Genomic DNA, 24188 nt, shown 5'->3' with positions numbered 1-24188 from the left:
AAAGATATGATAACAGCAAATTCCGCTATCATATCTTAAAATGAATCTTATTTTTCACTGTCTAAAGCAAATTTACCAACAATCGCAGCTACGATACCGCCAACGATTGGCGCTACAATGAACACCCACAGTTGAGATAAAGCTTCACCGCCAGCAAATAGAGCTGGAGCAATACTACGAGCTGGGTTAACAGAAGTTCCTGTCAATGGAATACCTAGCAAGTGAATTAGAACTAATGTCAAGCCGATTACTAGACCAGCAAAAGCAGGATTTCCTTTTTTACCAGTAACGACGATAATAACTAAAACAAATACGAAAGTTAAAATTGCTTCCACAAGAAATGCGCCGCCAGCACCGATATTTCCGAATCCGTTTTGGCCTAGATTTTTTGTTGACATGTCTGATAGGTTTAGGAATGATAACAATGTAGCAGTACCAACGATAGCACCTACTACTTGAGCTACGATGTAACCTACTAATTCGCTTCCTGAAATACGTTTGTTCAAGAACAATGCAATAGAAACAGCTGGGTTGACATGGCATCCAGAAATAGTTCCAATGCTATAGGCCATCGCAACGATTGACAAACCAAATGCCATCGCAATACCTAGCGTTCCGATTCCTTCGATTCCGCCGCCTAATACAGCAGTCCCTGTACCGAATAAGACCAAAACGAAAGTTCCGATAAATTCAGCAAATAATTTCTTACTCATGTGTGTTTTCCTCCTTTTTATTTTTTTTTACGCACTTACTATATATACCGCGAAACAGACTAATTGTAAACCCTTATTTTAGTAAGATACTATACAGAAAAGGTTATTGTTAACAGGATTGACAAATTAAAACGCTTCCTTTAACTTAAATACTAAGACTATAAAAAAACCTGTTTCACGTGAAACAATCTGAAACTGAAAAGGAGACTACAAATGGCTATTGTTCAATTAAAATCAACGAACCCCGACTTCTCCTTCCTAATTAAGAAAAATCCCGATTCTGGAATGATTTTACGACAAGTTCGAAAAGGCGTCGCATATGGTTGGTACGGTACGCCTGACACGTATAATGTTTATTTTAAAGATGCGGATAACGAAATATCTTATAGGAAAGAACGAGAGGAAAGCTTCGAATATCTTAATCTAACCCGCTATAATTCAACAATTTTCCCGTTAAATGCCTTGAATGAGTTCTTTTCTTTAAAAGAACTTGACGCGCGAGATAGCGAAGGTTATGTACACCAGTTCCATATCAACATGTTACACATTCATCGGATTCATTATGTCGCTTTCTTTCAAAAATACATGACAGATTACACTTTTGAAGTGGAGCATCTTGCTGATGACAATTGGTCGGTAACCATTTCCACACGTACGAGTCTTTACGAGTTGCTACACATTGCTAATTTATTTTGTCTGTTTTTTGCTGGATTTAGTCGTGAACATCTTGATATTACTGATGATTTATTGACAAAATACATTAGAAGCGTGCAAATTACTGACCCACCGTTCTATATTCGAAACTTATTTGTGCATAATTTCTTAAAGAATCGGCGCACATTTAATCGCTTCAAAGAGCAACTAGAAAACACGAATCGCTATCAAATTACTTTTGATTTCGGTGGTACCGCGACGCAAAGACGGAATTTCATTGCTGAAAGTCTGCTTTTTGATAAGATAATGGTGGATGTTGGTTGTGGTGAAGGGTTTTACGCCATACCATTTGCTGAGAAAACGAAGCTAGATTATTATGCAATTGATATTGATGCTGAAATGTTGCGGATTATCGCTAAGAAAGCGGAGAAAAAAGCGCTGAACAATATTATCACATACCAATCACTGGACGCGTTCCTAGACAACGCCCCAACGGAAAAAGTAGATGTGATTTTGACTGAAGTTATTGAACATATGCCAAAAAATCACGCCAAACGACTTATTCGACAAATCATTCATGCACTTGATTTTGACACGTTTATCATTACGACACCGAATAGTGAATTCAATGTTTTCTATGGTTTAGAAGGTTTCCGCCACGATGATCACGATTGGGAAATGAGCACCGTAGAATTCCAAGAATGGCTCACGAACGTAACGAAAAGTACCGATGTAACGGTTGAATTTCAAGCCATTGGCGATGCAGTAAACGGCATTCACACAACACAAGGTGCCATTTTAAGAAAGAAGGAGGTTTGATTGATGGAACTAAAAACACAAGTCCACACGATTTTCATGCTCGTCGGCCCTACAGAATGCGGGAAATCAACATTTGCCCAAAACATACTATTACCAAAACTCGCGTTCACAGCTCCCGACAAAAACTTCTATTCCAACGTCCAATACTTGTCCTCCGATTCGATTCGCCAAGAAATTCTCGGCAAGGATTACGACAAGTATTCCCAAATCATGTTGGAATCCAGCGAGCAAACATTTGAATTCCTATTCAAAAAACTAGATTTGGTCACAAAATTCCCAATCAACGCCGAATTTGTCATTTTAGATACTACAGGACTTGCCACTGACTTCCGCGAAAAAGTACGTGAAATAGCAAAACAAAATAATTATAACTTGGAAATCATCCTCTTTGACTACCGAAATCGCGATGACTATTATGCAAGTGAACGCTCTAAAAAAATCATTTCAAACCATGTAACACGACTGAAAAAGGAAATTTTGCCGACGATTTCACGCGAAAACTACAAACAAATTCATCGTATTCGCACAAAAAACACAACATCTGATGCTATTACCATCACAATTACGAATAAAAGCGATTTCCTAGATACATTGCTTCCGACAGCTGAGAACTACACTATGATTGGCGATGTTCACGAATGCGTGGATGAATTTAAACTTTTGCTTCAGAAACTGGGCTGCCAAATCGACGGAAATACAATCACACACAGTCCTCAAAAAATCGTCTTGGTCGGAGATTGGATTGATAAAGGTAAGAGAACGCGAGAAATCACGGAATTTCTTCATGAAAACCAGCAATATTTCTTATTTGTGCTTGGAAATCATGAAAATTTTGTGCATAAATATATTTTAGGTGAAATCAAAGGCGCAAATCAGGAAATTGTCGATAACTACTTCGACTCCATTCCAGATTTAGTCCGAGATCCAGCACTTTTTGCGAAATTTGAGGAACTTTTCCAACTAGCACAGCCATTTTATCGCTATATAGGTGAAGATAACGCTTCTTTTTATGTAACACACTCCCCTTGTAAAAATAAGTATATTGGGAAATTAGATGCCAATTCTATGCGCCACCAGCGAAACTTCCATCTTGATCGCACGAAACCAGTACAAGAACAACTTTCATTTTTAGAAAACGACGCAGTGCATAATTATCCATACCACATATTTGGTCATGTCGCTGCAAAACAAGCTTTTCGCATCAAAAATAAACTACACATCGACACAGGTTGCGCACATGGAAACACGTTAACCTCAGTAACAATCAGATATCGCAAAACCATCTATCATTCCGTAAAATCGGAAAATAACCAACTTACAGGCGAATTACCGACCTTATTCAAACAAGAAAAAACGGTTTCACTTGCTGAATTGGATACCGAATCACTACGCCGCCTCCATTACATCAGCAGAAACAACGTTAATTTTATCTCAGGAACAATGTCTCCCGCACCAAAAGACTTAGAAACAAACAATTTAGAATCACTCGAACAAGGATTAAAATATTTCGCTAATAAAAATGTATCCAGTGTTATTTTACAACCTAAATATATGGGTTCCCGCTGTAATATTTATTTGCATAAAAATACAAAATCATGTTTCGCGATTAGCCGAAATGGCTTTAAAATAACACATATTGACTTGTCGCCAGTTTATGTATCTTTACATCAACGGTTTGGCGAATATATGACACAAAACAACATTCAAATGCTTATCTTAGACGGCGAACTACTCCCATGGCAAGCGCTTGGCAAAGAGCTCATTGAAAAACAATTCCAACCTATCGAAACCGCAATAGAAACTGAACTCCAATTTCTACAAAACAACGGTTTTGAAAATGCCTTAGCCCAATTAATTGAGACATACGACGCTTCCGACTTTGCTGAAGATCAAAATCAACTTTCCAAAAAGCAACTCATCGACAAGTATAGTTCGCGTTTGTATCAGAATTTCAAGCCCTTACAACAAGTCAAACAATATCTCATGCCACTTTCGGAACACGAAAAAGCATTACAAACATATAAAGAGCAACTGAATATTTATGCAACAGAAGCGGAACTAGACTACAAGCCATTTTCTATCTTAAAAATAATTTTCAACGATGGTACCGAGCAAATTCCAAACTGGTCGACATCGGAAATATATCGCTTTTTAAATGACGATGACTATGTGTTGCTTGATTTGACGAAACCAGATTACCTTGAAACAGCCGAAGCGTATTTTCACACCATCACAACAACGAACAAAATGGAAGGTATCGTCATCAAGCCTGAACAACTGCAAAAGCACACAGCTCCATACATGAAAGTCCGTAATATGGACTACTTAACACTTATTTACGGCTACGATTTCCAATTTCCACACAAATTTGCAAAACTCATTAAACAGAAAAATATCAACAAAAAACTACGGACCTCCATCAATGAATGGCATTTTGGTACTAAACTGTTAGAAACCAAATTTGCCGACATATCAGATACAAACAAAACCTTCCAAGAAATCGCAGCAAATCTACTATTCGAAGTAGAACAAGAGCAAAAAATTGATCCACGCCTATAATGTTCCACGTGAAACATCAAAAAAGGACGAATCAGGCCGATGCTTATCGTAGCATCTCCTAATTCGTCCTTTATTTTACCCTTTAACAGGTTTAATCACGATATAACGATATGGTTCGCGACCTTCTGAATGTGTTTCCACACGTGTATCTTCGCTTAAAATTGCATGAATTGTTTTTCGTTCAAACGAAGGCATTGGTTCTAAATGAACAACTCGGCGTGTTTTCACTGTTTTATCAGCCATTTTCTTAGCTAGTAAAGCCAGTGTTTCATAGCGACGATCACGGTAGTCGCCAACATTAACAGTCACATTTTTGTACTGGTCTGTATCTTTATTGGCGATGAGTTGTGTTAAATATTGCAGTGCGTTCAGTGTTTGACCGTGTTTTCCAATCAGCAGTCCTAAATTGTTACCCGACACTTGAATGCTGACTTCTTTTCCTTGTTCAGAGACATCGACGGTTACTTCCGCCCCCATTTTCGTAGCCACATCAATCACGTATTGGACTGCAGTTTCGATGGAATTATTTTTCTCAATCACTTTAACCATTGCTAGTCTTGAGCCAATCCCGAAGATACCTTTTTTGCCTGCATCCATGATTTCCACGTCTACTTTTTCCCGCGTTGTGCCTAAGTCCTTCAACGCGTTTTGAATTGCTTCTTCAACGGTTTGGCCTTGCGCAGTTATATCTCTCACTTTCTCTTCTTACCTCCCTTTTTCGATGCTGTCATGGTTGCTGCTTTCTTTTTAAGCTTTTCTTCTTCCCTCTTAGCTTCTTCTAAGGCCGCGGCTTCGCGCTTCGCCTTGAATGGATTGTTGATTAACATAGTTTGGAAAATCGTGAAGATATTTCCGACTACCCAGTAAAGTGCTAGTGCGGATGGTAAGCTAATACCTGCTACTAAAATCATCACTGGCATGAAATAAATAATCATATTCATTGATTTATTTTGTTGTGTTTGACCCATCATAGATAATTTAGAAGAAATAAACGTCGTCAGGGCCGCTAAAATAGGTAAAACAAAGTATGGATCTTTGTCTCCCAATGTCATCCATAGGAAATCTTGCGTCTTAATTTCTGCGGTCCGACTAATAGCTTGATAGAAGCCAAGTAGAATCGGCATTTGGATTAGTAAAGGTAAACATCCCATCATTGGATTGGCATTGTTTTCTTGATACAAACGCATTGTTTCTTGTTGCAGTTTTTGCTGTGTTTCGCGATCTTTTGATTTGTACTTTTCTTGTAGTTCTTTGATTTGTGGTTGCAATGACGTCATTGCTTTCTGGCTCTTTAGTTGCTTAATCATTAGTGGCATGATAAGAAGTCTGATAACAACGGTTGTCATAATGATTCCCATCGCATAGTTGCCGCCGAATAAATTAGCAAACCATATAATGACTTCGGATAAAGGATAAACGATGTAATGACTCCAAAATCCCGTTGACTCTGATGTAATTGGTGATGTTGAAACACCGCAACCTGCTAAAATAGCTACGAGTCCAATCATTAGTCCTGCAAATAGTAACTTCTTCTTCCATTTCATTTTCTTCTTCAAATAGTGCTACCTCCACTCTCCGCCTGTATTATTCCCACAAAATTATCGCTTCTGACCTTGCTTCAAAACTCTTGCAAGTTTCAAAACATGCATCAAACTCTTCTTAATTTCATGAAAATCCATATTGGCCGCCGGTTTTCTGGCGATAATAATATAGTCATGACCTGGAACGATTTGTTCATTCAGTTCATGAAAGGTTTGTCTAATACGCCGTTTAATGTGATTACGTACGACAGCGTTTCCAATTTTTTTACTTACAGAAAGTCCAATTCGAAAATGCGCCAAATCTTCCCTCTTTAATATGTAAACAACGAACTGGCGATTTGCAAACGATTTTCCTTTTTTAAAAACGCGTTGAAATTCATCATCTTTCTTAATACGATATGCTTTTTTCATAAAATCTCCATCTTCAATCAAAATTAATAGGCATCCCTGTTAATCCATCAATAACTTATTTAGGAACATACTGATGGATTAACGGTTTACTCCGACGTAGTTTCTTTGCTGACCATTAGCGCTTCAACAAAAAAAAACCACTGAGTCTTTTTCAGTGGTCTACGCAGATAAAACTTTTCTTCCTTTACGACGACGACTTGCTAAAACTCTACGTCCGTTTTTAGAACTCATACGTTGACGGAAACCATGTACTTTTTTTTCTTTTACGCTTGCTTGGTTGGTATGTTCTTTTCATTAGTTACACCTCCTATAAAAAGGCCTAATACAAATTCACTCGTATAGACAGTCTTAGATATTGTACAGAAATATATAGAATTTGTCAATATACTTTACTAAAAAGCAAATATAAAAACTCCATCTTTCATAATATCATATTTCGTATGTGAAATATACCCAAAACTGTAACAAAAATAAAATAGTTTCCTTACTGTGGATAATTACTAGTTAACTAAGATAAGTGAACAAATATACTGTTTTTGTGGATAACTTTAAAGATTTTACGAAAGTTATTCACAATTAGGGCATAGTTAACCACAGGAAGATGTGGATAAGTCAATTTCACTAATTTTTTTGTACAGTTCTAGTTCACAAGTTATGCACAAGTTCATATCTTGTGGACATCTTTTTTCCACATCCGCACAACTTTGTGGATAGAATTTGAAATCCCTTGCGATTGTGCTGATTTTCTGATATTATATCAATTGTCGAATAGAAAAATATTTGGGGATAACATTATTTATCCACAGTTAACTTTAGCTTTGTGGATAACTTCTAAACAACCCCTGTATAACTTTATCCACGGCTTTATAATTCTGTGGATAACTTTTACGTTTATTTAAAAAAGGGGGGAAAAAAAGTGCAGACAATTGAAGATATATGGAAAGAAGCCTTGCGAATTGTTAAACAAAATATGAGCAAACCTAGTTTCGATACTTGGATGAAATCAACCACTGCGCATTCGCTTGAAGGCAGCACCTTTATCGTTACTGCACCAAATAATTTTGTTCGAGATTGGCTTGAAAAAAGCTATTCGCAGTTCATATCCAATATTTTGCAAGAAATTACGGGCGAAAATTTCGAAGTTCGCTTTATTGATGGGGAAAAAGATGAAGTATTTGATAACTATATTCCACCAAAACCTCGCAATTTGGATGATGATATAGATGAAGAAAATTCCAAACACATGCTAAATCCACGTTATGTTTTTGATACATTCGTTATTGGATCAGGAAATAGATTCGCCCATGCAGCCTCACTTGCTGTAGCCGAAGCGCCTGCAAAGGCTTATAATCCGCTATTCATTTATGGTGGTGTCGGACTTGGAAAAACGCATTTAATGCATGCTATTGGTCATTATGTATTGGAACACAAAACAAATGCAAAAGTCATGTACCTTTCTAGTGAGAAGTTTACCAATGAATTCATTAACTCTATTCGTGAAAATAAAGCTGAGGACTTTCGAAATAAGTATAGAAATGTTGATGTTCTTCTTATCGATGATATTCAATTTTTAGCTGGAAAAGAAGGAACACAAGAAGAGTTTTTCCATACGTTCAACACGCTTTATGATGAGCAAAAGCAGATTATTATTTCAAGTGACCGCCCGCCAAAAGAGATTCCAACACTGGAAGACCGCTTGCGTTCGCGTTTTGAGTGGGGTTTGATTACAGATATTACGCCACCTGATTTAGAAACTCGAATTGCCATTTTGCGCAAAAAAGCTAAAGCAGATGGGCTTGATATTCCTAACGAGGTAATGCTTTACATTGCGAATCAAATCGATTCCAACATTCGTGAACTGGAAGGCGCACTAATTCGCGTTGTCGCTTACTCTTCACTTGTAAACAAAGACATCAACGCTAACTTAGCGGCTGAGGCCCTAAAAGACATCATTCCGAATTCAAAATCCCACGTGATTCGAATTCCTGATATTCAAGAAGCAGTCGGTGAATATTATCACGTTCGTTTAGAAGACTTCAAAGCAAAAAAACGCACGAAAAGCATTGCTTATCCAAGACAAATCGCAATGTACCTATCCCGCGAGCTAACCGATGCCTCTCTACCAAAAATAGGCGACGAATTCGGCGGACGTGATCACACAACGGTCATCCATGCCCATGAAAAAATATCGCAACTACTAAAAAGCGATCAAAATCTTTAAAAATGACCTAGCCGAGATTGAAAAGAATCTGAGAAAACCACAGAATTTATTTTAAAATAGAATACCAAAGAAGTCCGTTAAATACTTAAATAAACAGAAGCGTCCGTAGTAAAAATCCTCTTTTGATTTTTGCAGCGGGCGTGAAGTTTCTAAAGAGTAGGTTTTTAATATAGGACGCCACAAAACCAAGCATTTATTATTGTGCATTTTGTGGATAACCGGAACAAGTTATTAACAAGTTATTAACATGTGGAAAACTTTCGGAGAGCTAACTTCAACTATACTTATCCACAAATCCACAGCGCCTATTACTATTACTACGATTTTTTATTAATTAATTAAACATATTCGCTAAGAAATGCTATACTTAGAAAAAGAAATTAAAAATGGGGGGTTTTCTCATGAAATTTGTAATTCAGCGCGACCGTCTTGTTCAAGCGGTGAACGAAGTAACACGTGCTATTTCTTCACGAACAACGATTCCAATTTTGACTGGGATTAAAATTACTGTAAATGATGAAGGTGTAACGCTTACTGGGAGTGACTCGGATATTTCGATTGAAGCTTTCATTCCTCTTATTGAAAATGATGAAGTTTTGGTCGAGGTTCAAACTTTTGGTGGTATTGTATTGCAAGCTCGTTACTTTGGTGATATTGTTCGTCGTTTACCTGATGAAAATGTGGAAATAGAAGTAACGACTAACTATCAAACTAATATTCGGTCTGGCCAAGCATCATTTAACTTGATTGGACTTGATCCCGCAGAATATCCGAAATTACCAGAAGTTAGCGCTGGAAAAAGTATTCAAATCCCGATTTCTGTACTTAAAAACATTATTCGTCAAACTGTTTTTGCTGTTTCGGCGATTGAAGTTCGTCCTGTTTTAACGGGTGTGAACTGGATTATTAAAAACAATGTTCTAACCGCAGTAGCAACGGATAGTCATCGTCTTGCATTGCGCGAAATTCCACTAGCAACAGCAATCGATGAGGAATACAATATCGTAATTCCTGGTAAAAGTTTGTCAGAGCTAAATAAAATTTTGGATGAAGGTACAGATTCTATTGAAATGGTACTGGCCAACAACCAAATTCTGTTTAAATTAAAAGATTTACTTTTCTATTCGCGTCTTTTGGAAGGCAGTTATCCTGATACTTCTCGTCTTATTCCAACTGAAACGAAATCTGATTTAGTTATAAATGCCAAATCATTCTTACAAGCGATTGATCGTGCGTCCTTACTTGCTCGTGAAAATCGAAATAACGTAATCAAATTGATGACATTGGAAAATGGCCAAGTAGAAGTTTCCTCTAATTCACCAGAAGTCGGAAATGTTTCCGAAAAAGTGTTTAGTCAAAGCTTCACTGGTGAGGAGCTGAAAATTTCATTCAACGGGAAATACATGATGGATGCGTTGCGTGCTTTCGATGGCGCGGATATTCAAATTTCTTTCTCTGGAACAATGCGACCGTTTGTATTGCGTCCGAAAGATGCGGAAAACCCTAATGAAATTCTACAACTGATTACACCGGTTCGTACGTATTAATCTAAAATTTGCCTGCCTAATGAGAATTGGGCGGGTTTTGTTGTGTACATAGCATTACATGGTTTGTGTAAGGAGGGTGAACAATGGCCAATATTAAAGACATGACAACAGGAAATCCGACAAAAATTATTTTTTATTTTGCGATGCCGATGCTGATTGGAAATCTATTTCAGCAATTTTATACGATGGTTGACGCGATGATTGTTGGAAAATTTGTTGGTGTGAACGCTCTGGCTGCTGTTGGGGCTACAAATGCGTTGAACTTTTTCATTATTTCGTTAGTGATTGGTTTGATGAGCGGAGTTTCGGTTGTTGTGGCACAATATTTTGGTTTTCAGGATTACCATCGTTTGAAACAAGTTATTGCAACGACTAGTATCATGATTGGATTGGTTTCAGTTGTCTTGACGATCATTGGGATTGTCCTTGCCAAACCGTTGCTACTTTTATTGCAAACACCAAAAGAAATAATAGATGATTCTGTGCTTTTTATGACGACTTTGTTTATTGGTATTTTACCGATGGGGCTTTATAACGGGATTTCGGCTATTTTAAGGGCACTTGGGAACTCGATTACGCCGCTTTATTTTCTTATTATTTCATCCTTGTTGAATATTGCGCTTAGCTTTCTTTTTGTAGTTGGACTTGATTTAGGAGTCGCTGGTGCAGCTTGGGCAACCGTTGTGAGTCAGTTGGTTTCGGCTATTTTATGTATTATTTATGGGTATCGGCATGTGCCTTATATGCGTTTGAAAAAGAAGGATTTACATTTTGATCGCGCGATTTTCAAGGAGATTTTCCGAATTGCGTTGCCTTCTGCGTTGCAAGGTTCGTTTATTTCGATTGGAAATATGGCGATTCAAGGCTTGATTAATAGTTTCGGTGCGACTGTTGTTGCGGCTTACACGGCGGCAAGTCGGATTGACTCACTTACATATCAGCCTGGTATTGCCTTTGGTGCAGCGTCTTCGATGTTTGCTGGTCAAAATATGGGAGCTGGAAAAATTGATCGTGTTAAAGAAGGCTTTTGGTCTGGGATAAAAGTCGTGACAGTTGTCAGTTTGACGCTTACTGTACTAGTACAGATTTTTGCGCATCAGTTTTTAACGTTGTTTTTGGATAGCTCGGCGACGGAAGCTTTGACCATCGGAACAGGCTACTTGAAAATTGTGTCATTATTCTATGTTGTTGTCGGAATTTTGTTCGTCGTTCGGGAAACGTTACGTGGAACTGGTGATGCGATTGTGCCGCTTTGGATGGGCATTTTTGAACTGGCTTCTAGGCTTGCGATTGGTTTCATTTTGTCACAATTCTTAGGTTATATGGGCTTATGGTGGGCGACACCGGTTGCTTGGGTTAGTGCGACAATGCTTGGCTTGTGGCGATATAAATCGGGCCGTTGGATGCGCAAAGCTGTTATCAAGAAAGATGTATAGTAGAATAGATATTAGAGTTAAGATAAAGGAGTAGAATATAGATGTTTGTAAGAAAATTAAAACCTGAAAAATGGGAAGCAGCTTCAGAATTAAGTGTTTTTCGTGAACAAAAGCCGTTTGTAGACTCGGTTGCTGACTCTTTAATGTGGAGTCATGACGAGCCTGCGGATTCAAATCTTGTATTCACGCCGTATGGAATTTATTCAGAGGACCAACTTGTTGGTTTTATTATGTATACATTTGAAAATGACTCGAAGGACAATCATTGGATTTCGGGCTTCTTAGTCGATAAAGATTATCAACACCAAGGAATTGGACGCCGTGCTTTGGAGCAATTGGTGGACTTTGTTTTTGTAAAAAATCCGGAAAGCATCGAAGTAAAAGTTGCCGTGACACCTGAAAACACGATTGCAAAAAACTTATTTTTGTCTATCGGTTTTAAAGATGCCGGTTGGAAGCAAGGAACGAAGGAAGTTTTGTGCTTTAAAAATAAAAATCCGCTCAGAAGCCCCATATTTATTTATAAACCAAAATAATATCCCCCTACTTGGTTTTGCAAAAATAAGCTAAAAAACGCATATATAAATAATTTCGTTGTGTTCTGCCTGATTTTCGAGTAAAATAGAAGAATAGGGCTTATTAAGATTGGACGTGAAAAAATTGGCGGATAGTATTAAAATTAATACCGAATTTATAACACTTGGACAACTGCTTCAAATGATGGATGTTATCTCATCTGGTGGCATGGCAAAGGCATTTTTAAGTGAGAATGTTGTGTATATTAACGGGGAAGAAGATAATCGTCGCGGTCGTAAGTTGCGAAATGGCGATGTTGTTTTAGTTCCAGGTGAGGGCAAAGTCCAAATCCAACAAGGCTGATTAAAGAGGGATAAGGGGTTATATGCATTTAGAGAACTTAGTTTTGCGACATTTTCGGAATTATGAAGAACAGGAACTTTCATTCGATAACAATGTCAATGTTTTTTTAGGAGAGAACGCGCAAGGAAAAACAAATTTGTTAGAGGCGATTTTAATCCTAGCGGTGGCTAAATCGCACCGAACACCGAATGACAAGGACTTTATTAGCTGGGATGCTGAATCGGCCAAGATTGAAGGTCGCGTGGAGAAACATGGACAATCGGTTCCACTGGAATTAACACTGACGCAAAAAGGCAAGAAAGCGAAAGTAAATCATTTAGAACAGAAGAAGCTAAGCCAATATGTCGGGAATTTGAATGTGGTCATGTTCGCACCAGAAGATTTGTCGCTCGTAAAAGGCGCTCCTGGTGTTAGAAGACGTTTTATTAACATGGAAATCGGTCAAATGCAGCCAGTTTATTTACACGATTTAAGTCAGTATCAACGAATTTTGCAACAACGCAATCATTTTTTAAAGCAAGCGCAGATAAAGCGGAAGTCAGATCCGACGATGTGGCAGATTTTGACGGAGCAGTTTATCGAAGTAGCTGTGAAGTTGACGAAGCGGCGCACGGATTTTATTGAGAGGCTAGAACAATTCGCTGTTCCGATTCATTTTAAGATTTCACGTGAATTGGAGCATTTGAAATTAGAATACAAGCCATCTGTTGAGCTAGAAGGTGCAAACCCAGAAGAATGGCAAGCCAATTTATATAAGAAAATGGAATCCATTGCTCAAAGAGAAATCGATCGAGGTGTCACGCTAATCGGCCCACACCGAGATGATCTCTTCTTTTACGTTAATGGGCAAAATGTACAAGTGTTTGGTTCGCAAGGACAGCAACGCACGACGGCGCTTTCGGTTAAGCTTGCAGAAATTGATTTGATTTTTGAGGAGACGGGTGAGTATCCGGTTTTGCTGTTGGATGATGTACTTAGTGAGTTGGATGATTTCCGACAATCGCATTTATTGGCGGCAATTCAAGGGAAAGTGCAGACATTTGTGACGACGACAAGCACGGATGGCATCGACCATGAGACGATTAATAGTGCGACGACATTTTTAGTCGATAAAGGTACGGTAACGAAGCAATAGCGCCGAATTTGGCGTCATAATAGATTTAATGAAAAAGAAAGCGCGGTGGAATGTTAGGATGACTGAGGAAAATATGACGAATGTGCATGAAAGTGCGGCTGAATATAGTGACGATCAGATTCAAGTTTTAGAAGGTCTCGAAGCGGTTCGTAAAAGACCGGGGATGTATATTGGTTCGACTAGTCAACGTGGCTTACATCATCTAGTTTGGGAAATTGTTGATAATAGTATTGATGAGGCGCTGGCTGGATTTTGTACGGAAATTGAAGTAACGATTGAGAAGGATAATAGCATCACGGTTAAAGATAATGGTCGTGGAATCCCAACTGGTATCAATGAAAAAGTGGGACGCCCAACGGTTGAAGTTATCTTTACGGTGCTTCATGCTGGCGGTAAGTTCGGCGGCGGCGGGTACAAGGTTTCTGGCGGTCTGCATGGTGTTGGTGCGTCAGTTGTTAATGCCTTGTCTACAAGCCTAGAAGTACAAGTTCACCGTGACGGAAAGCAATATTACCAACGTTTTGAACAAGGTAATGTAGTAATGGACTTGGAAGAACGTGGTGAATCTGATTATCGCGGAACGATTGTTCATTTCACACCTGATCCAGAAATTTTTAAAGAAACGACAGAGTTTGAGTATGACACGCTTAGAACGCGTACAAGAGAGCTTGCTTTCTTGAACCGTGGTTTGAAAATATCGATTGAAGATAAACGTGCAGAACATGAGCAACGCCAAGATTACCATTATGAAGGCGGAATCAAGTCGTACGTAGAGCATTTAAACCGTTCTAAAGAGGTTATTCATGAAGAGCCGATTTACATTGAAGGCGAACGTGAAGGCATCATGGTTGAGGTTTCGATGCAATATAATACAGGTTTTGCGAGCAATATCATTTCGTTTGCGAATAATATCCACACGTATGAAGGTGGAACGCATGAATCTGGCTTTAAAACAGCATTGACGCGTGTTATTAATGATTATGCACGACGCAATAAGTTGTTTAAAGATAATGATGATAACTTGTCTGGGGAAGATGTGCGTGAAGGTTTGACAGCAATCATTTCAATCAAGCATCCTGATCCACAATTCGAAGGACAAACGAAAACGAAACTTGGGAACTCGGAAGCACGTACCATTACCGATAAGCTATTCTCAGCTGCTTTAGATAAGTTCTTAATGGAAAACCCTACGGTAGCGAAGAAAATTGTTGAGAAGGGTGTTGTAGCGAGTCGTGCTCGTCTTGCTGCGAAACGTGCACGTGAAGTCGCACGGAAATCCAGTGGACTCGAAATTTCTAGTTTACCTGGTAAATTAGCCGATTGTTCGTCTCGAAATCCTGAAATAAGCGAACTGTACATCGTTGAGGGTGATTCAGCCGGTGGTTCTGCAAAACAAGGTCGTGATCGTTTATTCCAAGCGATACTTCCAATTCGTGGTAAAATTCTGAACGTGGAAAAGGCTCGCTTAGATAAAATTTTGGCGAACGAGGAAATTAGAACCATTTTTACAGCGATGGGAACTGGTTTTGGTGGCGATTTTGATGTGGCAAAAGCGCGTTATCATAAATTGATTATCATGACCGATGCCGATGTGGATGGTGCACATATTCGTACGCTTCTATTAACATTGTTTTATCGTTATATGCGACCGCTTGTAGATGCCGGCTATATCTATATTGCCCAGCCACCACTTTATCAAATAAAGCATGGTAAAATGCAAGAGTATGTTTATAGTGACAATCAATTAGAAGACTACTTGGCGACTTTAGAAGCTGATACAAAATATAGTATTCAACGTTATAAAGGTTTGGGTGAGATGAATCCAGAGCAATTATGGGATACAACGATGAACCCAGAACATAGGACATTGCTTCAGGTAGGTATTGAAGATGCGATTGATGCGGATGAAACTTTTGAAATGCTGATGGGTGATAATGTAGAACCACGACGCAAATTCATTGAAGAAAACGCACAATACGTGAAAAATTTAGACGTGTAAGCTCATAAAAATAAATAATATTTCCCGGGAAATAAACGCAATATGATTATTTCCCGGGAAATACATACGGTTTGTAATTTGAAGGAGGTTTCTTAAAAAATGTCAGAAACACCAGAATCAAGAATAACGGAAGTAAATTTAAATAAAGAAATGCGTACTTCTTTTCTAGATTATGCAATGAGTGTTATTGTTGCTCGTGCACTTCCAGATGTTAGAGATGGCTTGAAACCTGTTCACCGTCGTATTTTATATGCGATGAATGATCTTGGGATGACGTCTGATAAAGCGTATAAGAAATCTGCACGTATTGTTGGGGAAGTTATCGGTAAGTACCACCCACATGGTGATACGGCGGTTTACTTCACGATGGTTCGGATGGCGCAAGATTTTAGTTATCGGAATATGCTTGTTGATGGACATGGTAACTTCGGGTCTGTCGATGGAGACATGGCGGCTGCGATGCGTTATACAGAAGCTAGAATGTCGAAGATTTCGATGGAACTTTTGCGTGATATAAATAAAGATACGATTGATTATGTTGATAACTATGATGGTTCGGAGCGGGAACCTAATATTTTACCAGCGCGTTTCCCGAACTTGCTTGTCAATGGTTCTTCAGGGATTGCGGTTGGTATGGCTACAAATATTCCTACGCATCATCTTGGTGAGGTTATTGATGGGGTGCTTGCGCTTAGTCATAATCCAGATATTGAGATTCGTGAGTTGATGGAACATATCCCAGGTCCTGATTTTCCAACTGCTGGGATGATTATGGGACGTTCTGGAATTCGTCGTGCTTATGAAACGGGGCGTGGATCGATTACGCTTCGTGCTCGTGTAGAGATTGAGACGAAGAATAATGGGAAAGAAACAATCGTTATTACAGAATTGCCGTACCAAGTCAATAAAGCTCGCTTGTTAGAACGAATTGCGGAACTTGCTCGTGAGAAGAAAATTGATGGTATTACTTCTGCCAATGATGAATCTGACCGTACTGGTATGCGTATGGTTATTGAAGTTCGCCGAGATGTTAGCGCTAGTGTTATTATTAATAATCTGTATAAAATGACAGCTCTGCAAACGACTTTTGGTATTAATATGCTTGCTTTGGTTAATAATCATCCGAAAGTGCTGAACTTAAAAGAAATTCTATACCATTATTTAGAACATCAAAAAATCGTTATCCGTCGTCGTACGGAATTTGAACTGCGTAAAGCGGAAGCTCGTGCGCATATTTTAGAAGGTTTGCGTATTGCACTAGATAATATTGACGCAGTAATAAAACTAATTCGGGCATCAAAAACGGCAGATATTGCCAAAGAAGGTTTGATGACACAATTTAGTCTTTCTGATAAACAAGCTCAGGCGATTTTAGATATGCGTTTGCAACGTCTAACTGGTTTGGAACGCGATAAAATTGAGGATGAGTTTAATAGCTTGATGGCTTTAATCACAGACCTGAAAGAAATTTTAGCGGACGATGAGCGTATTTTGGAGGTTATTCGTGAGGAATTGACGGAGATCAAAGAGAAATATGCAGACAAGCGCCGTACGGAAATTTTGGCGGGTGATTTGGTAAGTTTGGAAGATGAAGATTTAATTCCAGAAGAAGAAGTTGCGATTACGCTTACGAACAAAGGTTATATCAAGCGTTTGCCACTTTCTACTTATCGTAGCCAGCGTCGCGGTGGTCGTGGTGTGCAAGGTATGTCAACGCATGAAGATGATTTTGTAGAGCATCTTGTGGCGACGAGTACGCATGATACGTTGCTGTTCTTTACGAATACGGGGAAGGTTTATCGTGCGAAGGGATATGAAATTCCGGAGTACAGCCGAACTGCGAAAGGTATTCCGATTATTAACTTGCTCGGTATTGAGAGTCAAGAGAAGGTCAATGCGGTAATTAACTTGCGTGATTTCACGGATGATCAATATTTGTTCTTTACAACGAAACTTGGTGTTGTGAAGCGTAGTACGTTGACACAATTTGCGAAGATTCGTCAAAGCGGCTTGCGTGCTGTGGAACTTCGTGAAAATGATGAGCTGATTTCTGTGCAAATGACGGATGGCAGCAAGAAAATCATTATTGGAACGAAATTTGGTCAGTCGATTTACTTTGAGGAAACCGATATTCGCGTAATGGGTCGTACGGCTGCCGGTGTGCGTGGTATTCGGTTGCGTGAAGAGGATGAAGTTATTGGTATGGAAATCCTTGAAGACGACGAGAAGGTGCTTGTAGTGACCGAGAAGGGTTATGGGAAACAAACACTTGCCGAGAATTATCCGCTTCGCAATCGTGGTGGTATGGGTGTTAAAACCGTTACAATCACGGAAAAAAACGGAAATCTTGTCGCTCTGAAAACTGTTACTGGTGAAGAGGACTTGATGTTAATGACGATTGGCGGCGTTCTGATTCGCTTCTCTGTCGGTGATATTTCGCAAACTGGTCGTAGTGCAATGGGTGTGAAACTGATTCGCTTAGATGATGAAGAACGCGTTGCAACGGTGGCGAAAGTGCCGAAAGAGGAAGAAGATGAATTTGTGGATGATGAGACTGAGGGCAATGAAGTTGTTAAAACAGTCGAGAATCCAGAAACCGATAATGGAGAAACAACAGAAGAATAATATATGAGAAATCCTGTGAATGAGTTTGCAGGGTTTCTTTTTTTGCGTCGCTAAGATTTTTCTTGTGGATAAATAAAGAAATTATTCCAAAACTATTGTTATTCACATGTGGATAAGTTAAAATAAAAGGTATGATATTTTTAAAATCGAAAAAGTTCTGGATATGTGGATAACATTTCTGGATAACTTTATATACAGACCAACATTATTAGCTTTGGTGAAAGCGGAGCAAATGTTGATGATACGCACAGGTCATGTGCCAAAATTTATTCGATTGGGAAATCGGGCTTGTTTTTGTGAGCGGATTTTTCTAGGAAGGTGGGTAAAGAATGGAATTTGATACAATTGCTGCGATCTCAACACCGCCAGGCGAGGGAGCCATTGCTATTATTCGTTTGAGCGGTGATGAGGCGATTCAGATAGCGGATCGTATTTTTTATGCGCAAAAATCGTTAGGGGACGTGGAAAGCCATACGATTCATTATGGTCATATTGTGGATCCGAGTACGGGTGAGACGGTTGAGGAGGTCATGGTGACTGTGATGCGGGCGCCGCGCACGTTTACACGGGAAGATGTGGTCGAGATTAATGCACATGGTGGGATTGTTTCGGTGAATAGGGTGTTGCAACTTTTGCTGCGAAATGGTGCGAAATTGGCGGAACCTGGGGAGTTTACGAAACGAGCCTTTTTGAATGGACGGATTGATTTGTCGCAAGCGGAAGCTGTGATGGATTTGATTCGAGCGAAGACGGATCGTGCGATGGGTGTGGCGTTGCAGCAGATGGACGGGAATTTGTCGCGGTTGATTCGCAGTTTGAGGCAGGAAATTTTAGATGCGCTGGCTCAGGTTGAGGTGAACATTGATTATCCAGAATATGATGATGTGGAAGAGATGACGCAACGGATGCTCGTGGAGAAAGCGCAATTGGTGCGTGCTTCGGTGGAGCAGTTGTTGTTGACGGCGCAACAGGGTAAAATTCTGCGTGAGGGGCTGGCGACGGCGATTATTGGTCGGCCGAATGTCGGGAAATCGTCTTTGCTTAATCAGTTGATTCAAGAGGAGAAGGCGATCGTGACGGATATTGCGGGGACGACACGGGACATTATTGAGGAGTATGTGAATGTTCGTGGTGTGCCGTTGCGCTTGATTGATACGGCCGGAATTCGCGAGACGGAAGATATTGTTGAAAAAATAGGCGTGGAACGATCGCGCAAAGCTTTACAGGAAGCGGATTTTATTTTGTTGGTACTAAATCAGCATGAGCCGTTGAGCGTGGAGGATGAGGCGTTGTTTGAAGCGGTCGCGGGTCAGAATTTCGTGGTTGTTTTGAATAAGACGGATTTGGCGCAGAATATTGATGTAGCACGGGTTAGACAGCTTGCTGGTGAGAATCCGGTAGTCGAGACTTCGCTTGTGAATGAGGCTGGAATTGCGGAATTGGAGCTGGCGATTAAGGAATTGTTTTTTGCTGGTGGGATTGATGCAGGGGACGCGACGTATGTTTCGAATGCGCGTCACATTGCGCTTTTGCATGAGGCAATTCAGGCGATTGATGCGGTGATTGAGGGTGTTGAGGCTGGTATGCCGGTCGATATCGTGCAGATTGATATGACGCGAGCTTGGGATTTACTTGGAGAAATTATCGGTGAGTCGGTGCAGGATGAATTGCTCGACCAGTTGTTTAACCAATTTTGTTTAGGAAAGTGATGTGTTCAAAAATGCAAACTTATGATGCGGGAAGCTATGATGTTATTGTTGTTGGTGCGGGTCATGCTGGCGTTGAGGCTGGTCTTGCGAGTGCTCGAATTGGTGCAAAAACATTGATGCTTACGATTAATTTAGATATGGTGGCGTTCATGCCTTGTAATCCTTCTGTCGGTGGCCCGGCCAAGGGCGTTGTAGTGAGGGAAATTGATGCGTTGGGCGGCGAAATGGGTCGTAATACGGATAAAACGCACATTCAAATGCGGATGTTAAATACCGGAAAAGGCCCTGCTGTTCGTGCTTTGCGTGCGCAATCAGATAAATGGGATTATCAACACGAAATGAAGCATACGATTGAAAAAGAAGAACATTTGACGTTGCGTCAAGGGCTTGTGGATCGCCTTGTCATTGAGGATGGCGTTTGTAAAGGTGTTATTACGAATAGCGGCGCGATTTATCATGCCAAAACGGTTGTACTAACGACAGGAACTTTTTCACGTGGGGAGATTATTGTTGGGGAACTACGTTATTCAAGTGGTCCGAACAATCAGCAACCTTCTATTAAGCTTTCGGAGCATTTGGAGGAACTTGGTTTTGAGCTACGTCGCTTCAAAACAGGTACGCCGCCACGTGTGAAATCGAGTTCAATTGATTATTCGAAAACGGAAATTCAGCCGGGGGATGATGTTCCACGTGCTTTTAGTTATGAAACGGTAGACTTTATTATGGATCAGTTGCCTTGTTGGTTAACGTATACGAATGAAGCGACGCACCAAATTATAGAGAAGAACTTGCATCGTTCGCCAATGTTCACGGCTACGAAAAAAGGAACGGGCGCGCGTTATTGTCCTTCGATTGAGGATAAAATTGTTCGTTTTAGTGATAAGCCGCGCCATCAAATTTTCTTGGAACCTGAAGGTCGTAATACGGAGGAAGTTTATGTGCAAGGGTTGTCGACGAGTTTGCCTGAAGATGTGCAACGTGAGATGTTAACGACGATTCCTGGACTTGAAAATGTAGAAATGATGCGCGTTGGTTATGCGATTGAATATGATGCGGTAATGCCAGATCAGTTGTGGCCATCGTTAGAAACAAAACGTGTGGAAAATTTGTATACGGCGGGACAATTGAATGGAACAAGTGGTTATGAAGAAGCTGCAGGACAAGGATTGATGGCTGGTATTAATGCGGCGCGTCGTGCTTCTGGTAAGGAACCAATTGTTCTTGGTCGCGATGAAGCGTATATTGGCGTTTTGATTGATGACCTAGTGACGAAGGGGACGGAAGAGCCTTATCGTTTGCTGACGTCTCGCGCAGAGTATCGGTTGTTGTTACGCCATGATAATGCGGATTTGCGTTTGACGGAGATTGGCCATGAGATTGGTCTGATTAGTGATGAACGTTACGCGCGATTTGTGGCGAAACGAGAAGCGATTGCGGCGGAGAAAGAACGTCTGAAAACAACGCGGATTAAGCCAACTGCGGAAGTTCAGAAGATGCTTGTTGATATGGGCAGTACAGAGCTGAAAGATGGTGTATTGGCGGCAGATTTCTTACGTAGACCTGAGATTACGTATGATATTTTGATGGAAATTGTTTCACGTGAAACATCGCTTACGCTTGATATTGAGGAACAAGTGGAAATTCAGATTAAGTATGAAGGTTATATTGAGAAATCATTGAATCAAGTGGAAAAAATGAAGCGGATGGAAGATAAGAAAATCCCTGAAAACATTGATTACGATGCGATTGGCAGTTTGGCGACGGAAGCTTTGGAGAAATTGAAGAAGATTCAGCCGCTATCGATTGCCCAAGCTAGTCGTATTTCAGGCGTGAATCCAGCTGATATTTCTATTTTGTTAGTGTATATTGAACAAGGAAAAATCGCAAAAGTAAAGTGAGGGAAAAATGTGAATCCAGAACAGTTTAGAGAACAGTTATTGCAACAAGGTATCGCTTTATCGGATGAGCAAATGGTGCAATTTGACGCGTATTTCAAGATGCTCGTAGAATGGAATGAAAAGATGAATTTGACGGCAATTACGGATCGTGATGAAGTGTATTTGAAACATTTTTATGATTCGATTTCAGCGGCTTTTTATGTGGATTTCAAAGAGATTGGAACGGTTTGTGATGTCGGTGCTGGCGCTGGATTTCCCAGTATCCCAATTAAGATTTGTTTCCCGCATTTAGATGTGACGATTGTTGATTCTTTGCAAAAACGGATTACTTTTTTAGATGCATTGGCAGCTGAATTAGGATTGGATCGGGTTCATTTCCATCATGCGAGAGCTGAAGAGTTTGGACAAAATAAGGCATTTCGCGGGACATTTGATCTTGTGACGGCACGTGCTGTGGCGAGAATGAGTGTGCTGACAGAGCTTTGTTTGCCACTTGCTAAAAAGAACGGTTTTTTCCTTGCGATGAAAGGGATGCAGGCAGAGCAGGAGCTCAAAGTTGGCGCGAAAGCCATCGCAACACTTGGCGGTAAAGTGAAAGATCATTTTGCTTTTTCGCTTCCGGTTGAGGACAGTGAGCGGAACTTATATTTGATTGAGAAAGTGAAGGAAACGCCAAATAAATATCCACGTAAGGCTGGAACGCCAAACAAGCAACCAATCGAATGATGACTCAGCGTGCCGACAAACGCCCATCTCCGTCGTTAAAAGTTCCGTTCCGATGCTCTCGTACTCAAGTACGCTCCGCGTTGTTGGAACTGTTCGACGTGTAACGAGTTACAGTTCCAATATAAGCGTGAACGAAGTGAAGGGTTAGTCCATGCCTAGGATATGGGCATTTGTCGGCACGCTGAGGTTTGGAGATACGGACAGGTTATTTTTTTTAAAATATAATTTTTCTATAGTCTTGATATATTTATGGGGGATTTTCTGCTAGAATGGACAGTAGATTTAACTAATTAGAAGGGATGATAGGAATGCCTTTTTCGCGTTTGTTCGGAAAGAAAGATAAGGAATACATTGAGATTGAGACGGAAGAAATTGTGGAGGACTTCATGCAGAAAATCGTGGAACTTCCTATTGCAGCTATCATTCCGAATCGCTTTCAGCCAAGAACTGTGTTCGATGCATCCAAAATTGAAGAATTGGCAAGAACAATTAGGATTCACGGCGTTATTCAGCCAATAGTTGTACGTGAATACGAGCCTGAAAAATATGAAATTATTGCTGGTGAACGTAGATTTCGCGCGGTTTCTTCGCTAGAATGGGAGCATATTCCGGCAATTATCCAAAGTTTAACGGATGATGAAGTCGCGGCGATTGCTCTGATTGAGAACTTGCAACGTGAGGAATTAACACCCATTGAAGAGGCTAAAGCGTATCAAAGTTTGCTAGATATGCAAGGAATTACGCAAGAAGCGCTGGCGCAACGTGTTGGTAAAAGCCAATCTGCGGTCGCTAATAAATTACGTTTATTACGATTGCCCGAATCGATTCAGCAAGCGGTTTTAGATAAGCAAATTTCTGAACGTCATGCGCGATCGTTGTTAGTTTTAGAAGAGGAAGAGCAACAATTAGCCGTGTTGGCGAAGATTGTGGAAAATAAATGGAATGTGAAGGAAACGGAGCAACATATCGCCTCTCTTCATGCCAAACCTGAACCAAAGAAAGCAAAACCGCAACGTAAAGCGATTAGTCGTGATGTTCGGATTGCTGTGAATACGATTAAGCAGTCGATCACGATGGTGAAGGATAATGGAATGGATCTTCAAATGGAAGAAGAAGAGTCGGATGATTTTTATCAGATTACGATTCAAATTCCAAAGCAGTCGAAGAAATAAGAATAAGGCTATTTCACAAACAATGTGTGGTAGCCTTTTTTGTAGTTAATTTATGTGAAAATAGTAACGAAAAATCGCTACATAAAATATAGAACTTCTCCTTGACTTTCCTGTAAGCGTTTTATATACTGTAGTTAGTTGCTA

Annotated in this window: 17 protein-coding genes and 2 pseudogenes; 14 read left to right on the top strand and 5 right to left on the bottom strand. The window is 40.0% G+C overall.

All coding sequences use genetic code 11. From position 1 onward, the window contains the following. Window positions 1-47: 47 nt before the first annotated feature. A complete protein-coding gene (locus PRIP_RS06930; RefSeq protein ID WP_036100338.1) occupies window positions 48-713 on the bottom strand; it encodes an MIP family channel protein in 666 nt (221 codons plus the stop codon). A 213-nt stretch (window positions 714-926) separates the two neighbouring features. On the opposite strand from PRIP_RS06930, the gene PRIP_RS06925 reads away from it, so the two are divergent. After that, window positions 927-2186 (top strand): class I SAM-dependent methyltransferase, encoded by a 1260-nt coding sequence (locus PRIP_RS06925; RefSeq protein WP_036100337.1) that lies wholly within the window; start codon window positions 927-929, stop codon window positions 2184-2186. Between the two features lie 3 nt (window positions 2187-2189). Then, entirely contained in the window at window positions 2190-4745 is a 2556-nt protein-coding gene (locus PRIP_RS06920; RefSeq protein WP_036100336.1) for a metallophosphoesterase, read from the top strand. 75 nt (window positions 4746-4820) lie between these two features. Here the strand turns inward: PRIP_RS06920 and jag are convergent, their stop codons facing one another. From jag to rpmH, 4 genes and pseudogenes are all read right to left on the bottom strand, one after another. Beyond that, window positions 4821-5441 carry an RNA-binding cell elongation regulator Jag/EloR gene (gene jag / locus PRIP_RS06915; RefSeq protein WP_036100335.1) on the bottom strand — a complete coding sequence of 207 codons (621 nt, stop codon included), beginning with the start codon at window positions 5439-5441 and terminating at the stop codon, window positions 4821-4823. After that, on the bottom strand, window positions 5438-6301 hold the full coding sequence (gene yidC / locus PRIP_RS06910; protein ID WP_036100334.1) for a membrane protein insertase YidC: 864 nt from the start codon (window positions 6299-6301) through the stop codon (window positions 5438-5440). Before yidC ends, jag begins: the two co-directional genes overlap by 4 nt. Window positions 6302-6343: 42 nt before the next feature. Next, window positions 6344-6697: a ribonuclease P protein component gene (gene rnpA / locus PRIP_RS06905; protein ID WP_036100573.1), complete on the bottom strand. Its 354-nt coding sequence runs from the start codon at window positions 6695-6697 to the stop codon at window positions 6344-6346. A gap of 159 nt (window positions 6698-6856) precedes the next feature. Further along, a pseudogene (rpmH, locus tag PRIP_RS16700) lies at window positions 6857-6992 on the bottom strand (50S ribosomal protein L34). A gap of 621 nt (window positions 6993-7613) precedes the next feature. On the opposite strand from rpmH, the pseudogene dnaA reads away from it, so the two are divergent. From dnaA to noc, 12 genes and pseudogenes are all read left to right on the top strand, one after another. Next, window positions 7614-8973: pseudogene (dnaA, locus tag PRIP_RS06900) on the top strand (chromosomal replication initiator protein DnaA). Between the two features lie 346 nt (window positions 8974-9319). After that, the gene (dnaN, locus tag PRIP_RS06895; RefSeq protein ID WP_036100333.1) at window positions 9320-10465 is read left to right on the top strand and encodes a DNA polymerase III subunit beta; all 1146 of its coding nucleotides are present in this window, start codon (window positions 9320-9322) and stop codon (window positions 10463-10465) included. Between the two features lie 83 nt (window positions 10466-10548). Further along, window positions 10549-11901, top strand: coding sequence for an MATE family efflux transporter (locus PRIP_RS06890; protein ID WP_036100332.1), 1353 nt, complete (start codon window positions 10549-10551; stop codon window positions 11899-11901). A 41-nt stretch (window positions 11902-11942) separates the two neighbouring features. Continuing rightward, window positions 11943-12437, top strand: coding sequence for a GNAT family N-acetyltransferase (locus PRIP_RS06885; RefSeq protein WP_036100331.1), 495 nt, complete (start codon window positions 11943-11945; stop codon window positions 12435-12437). Window positions 12438-12561: 124 nt separating this feature from the next. Then, entirely contained in the window at window positions 12562-12780 is a 219-nt protein-coding gene (gene yaaA / locus PRIP_RS06880) for a S4 domain-containing protein YaaA (protein ID WP_036100572.1), read from the top strand. 22 nt (window positions 12781-12802) lie between these two features. Then, window positions 12803-13915, top strand: coding sequence for a DNA replication/repair protein RecF (recF, locus tag PRIP_RS06875; RefSeq protein ID WP_036100330.1), 1113 nt, complete (start codon window positions 12803-12805; stop codon window positions 13913-13915). Between the two features lie 58 nt (window positions 13916-13973). Continuing rightward, window positions 13974-15914, top strand: coding sequence for a DNA topoisomerase (ATP-hydrolyzing) subunit B (gene gyrB / locus PRIP_RS06870; protein ID WP_052008778.1), 1941 nt, complete (start codon window positions 13974-13976; stop codon window positions 15912-15914). Window positions 15915-16013: 99 nt separating this feature from the next. Then, window positions 16014-18539, top strand: a complete 2526-nt coding sequence (gene gyrA / locus PRIP_RS06865) for a DNA gyrase subunit A (RefSeq protein ID WP_036100328.1) — start codon at window positions 16014-16016, stop codon at window positions 18537-18539. A gap of 329 nt (window positions 18540-18868) precedes the next feature. Beyond that, window positions 18869-20248: a tRNA uridine-5-carboxymethylaminomethyl(34) synthesis GTPase MnmE gene (gene mnmE / locus PRIP_RS06860; RefSeq protein ID WP_036100326.1), complete on the top strand. Its 1380-nt coding sequence runs from the start codon at window positions 18869-18871 to the stop codon at window positions 20246-20248. An 11-nt stretch (window positions 20249-20259) separates the two neighbouring features. Next, window positions 20260-22146, top strand: a complete 1887-nt coding sequence (gene mnmG / locus PRIP_RS06855) for a tRNA uridine-5-carboxymethylaminomethyl(34) synthesis enzyme MnmG (RefSeq protein ID WP_036100324.1) — start codon at window positions 20260-20262, stop codon at window positions 22144-22146. 9 nt (window positions 22147-22155) lie between these two features. Then, a complete protein-coding gene (gene rsmG / locus PRIP_RS06850) occupies window positions 22156-22872 on the top strand; it encodes a 16S rRNA (guanine(527)-N(7))-methyltransferase RsmG (RefSeq protein WP_036100322.1) in 717 nt (238 codons plus the stop codon). A 308-nt stretch (window positions 22873-23180) separates the two neighbouring features. Next, a complete protein-coding gene (gene noc, locus PRIP_RS06845) occupies window positions 23181-24044 on the top strand; it encodes a nucleoid occlusion protein (RefSeq protein ID WP_036100320.1) in 864 nt (287 codons plus the stop codon). The last annotated feature ends 144 nt before the right edge of the window (window positions 24045-24188 follow it).

The organism is Paenilisteria riparia FSL S10-1204 (genome assembly GCF_000525995.1).
GTDB lineage: Bacteria > Bacillota > Bacilli > Lactobacillales > Listeriaceae > Listeria_A > Listeria_A riparia.
This window is presented reverse-complemented; position numbering and strand designations above follow the sequence as displayed.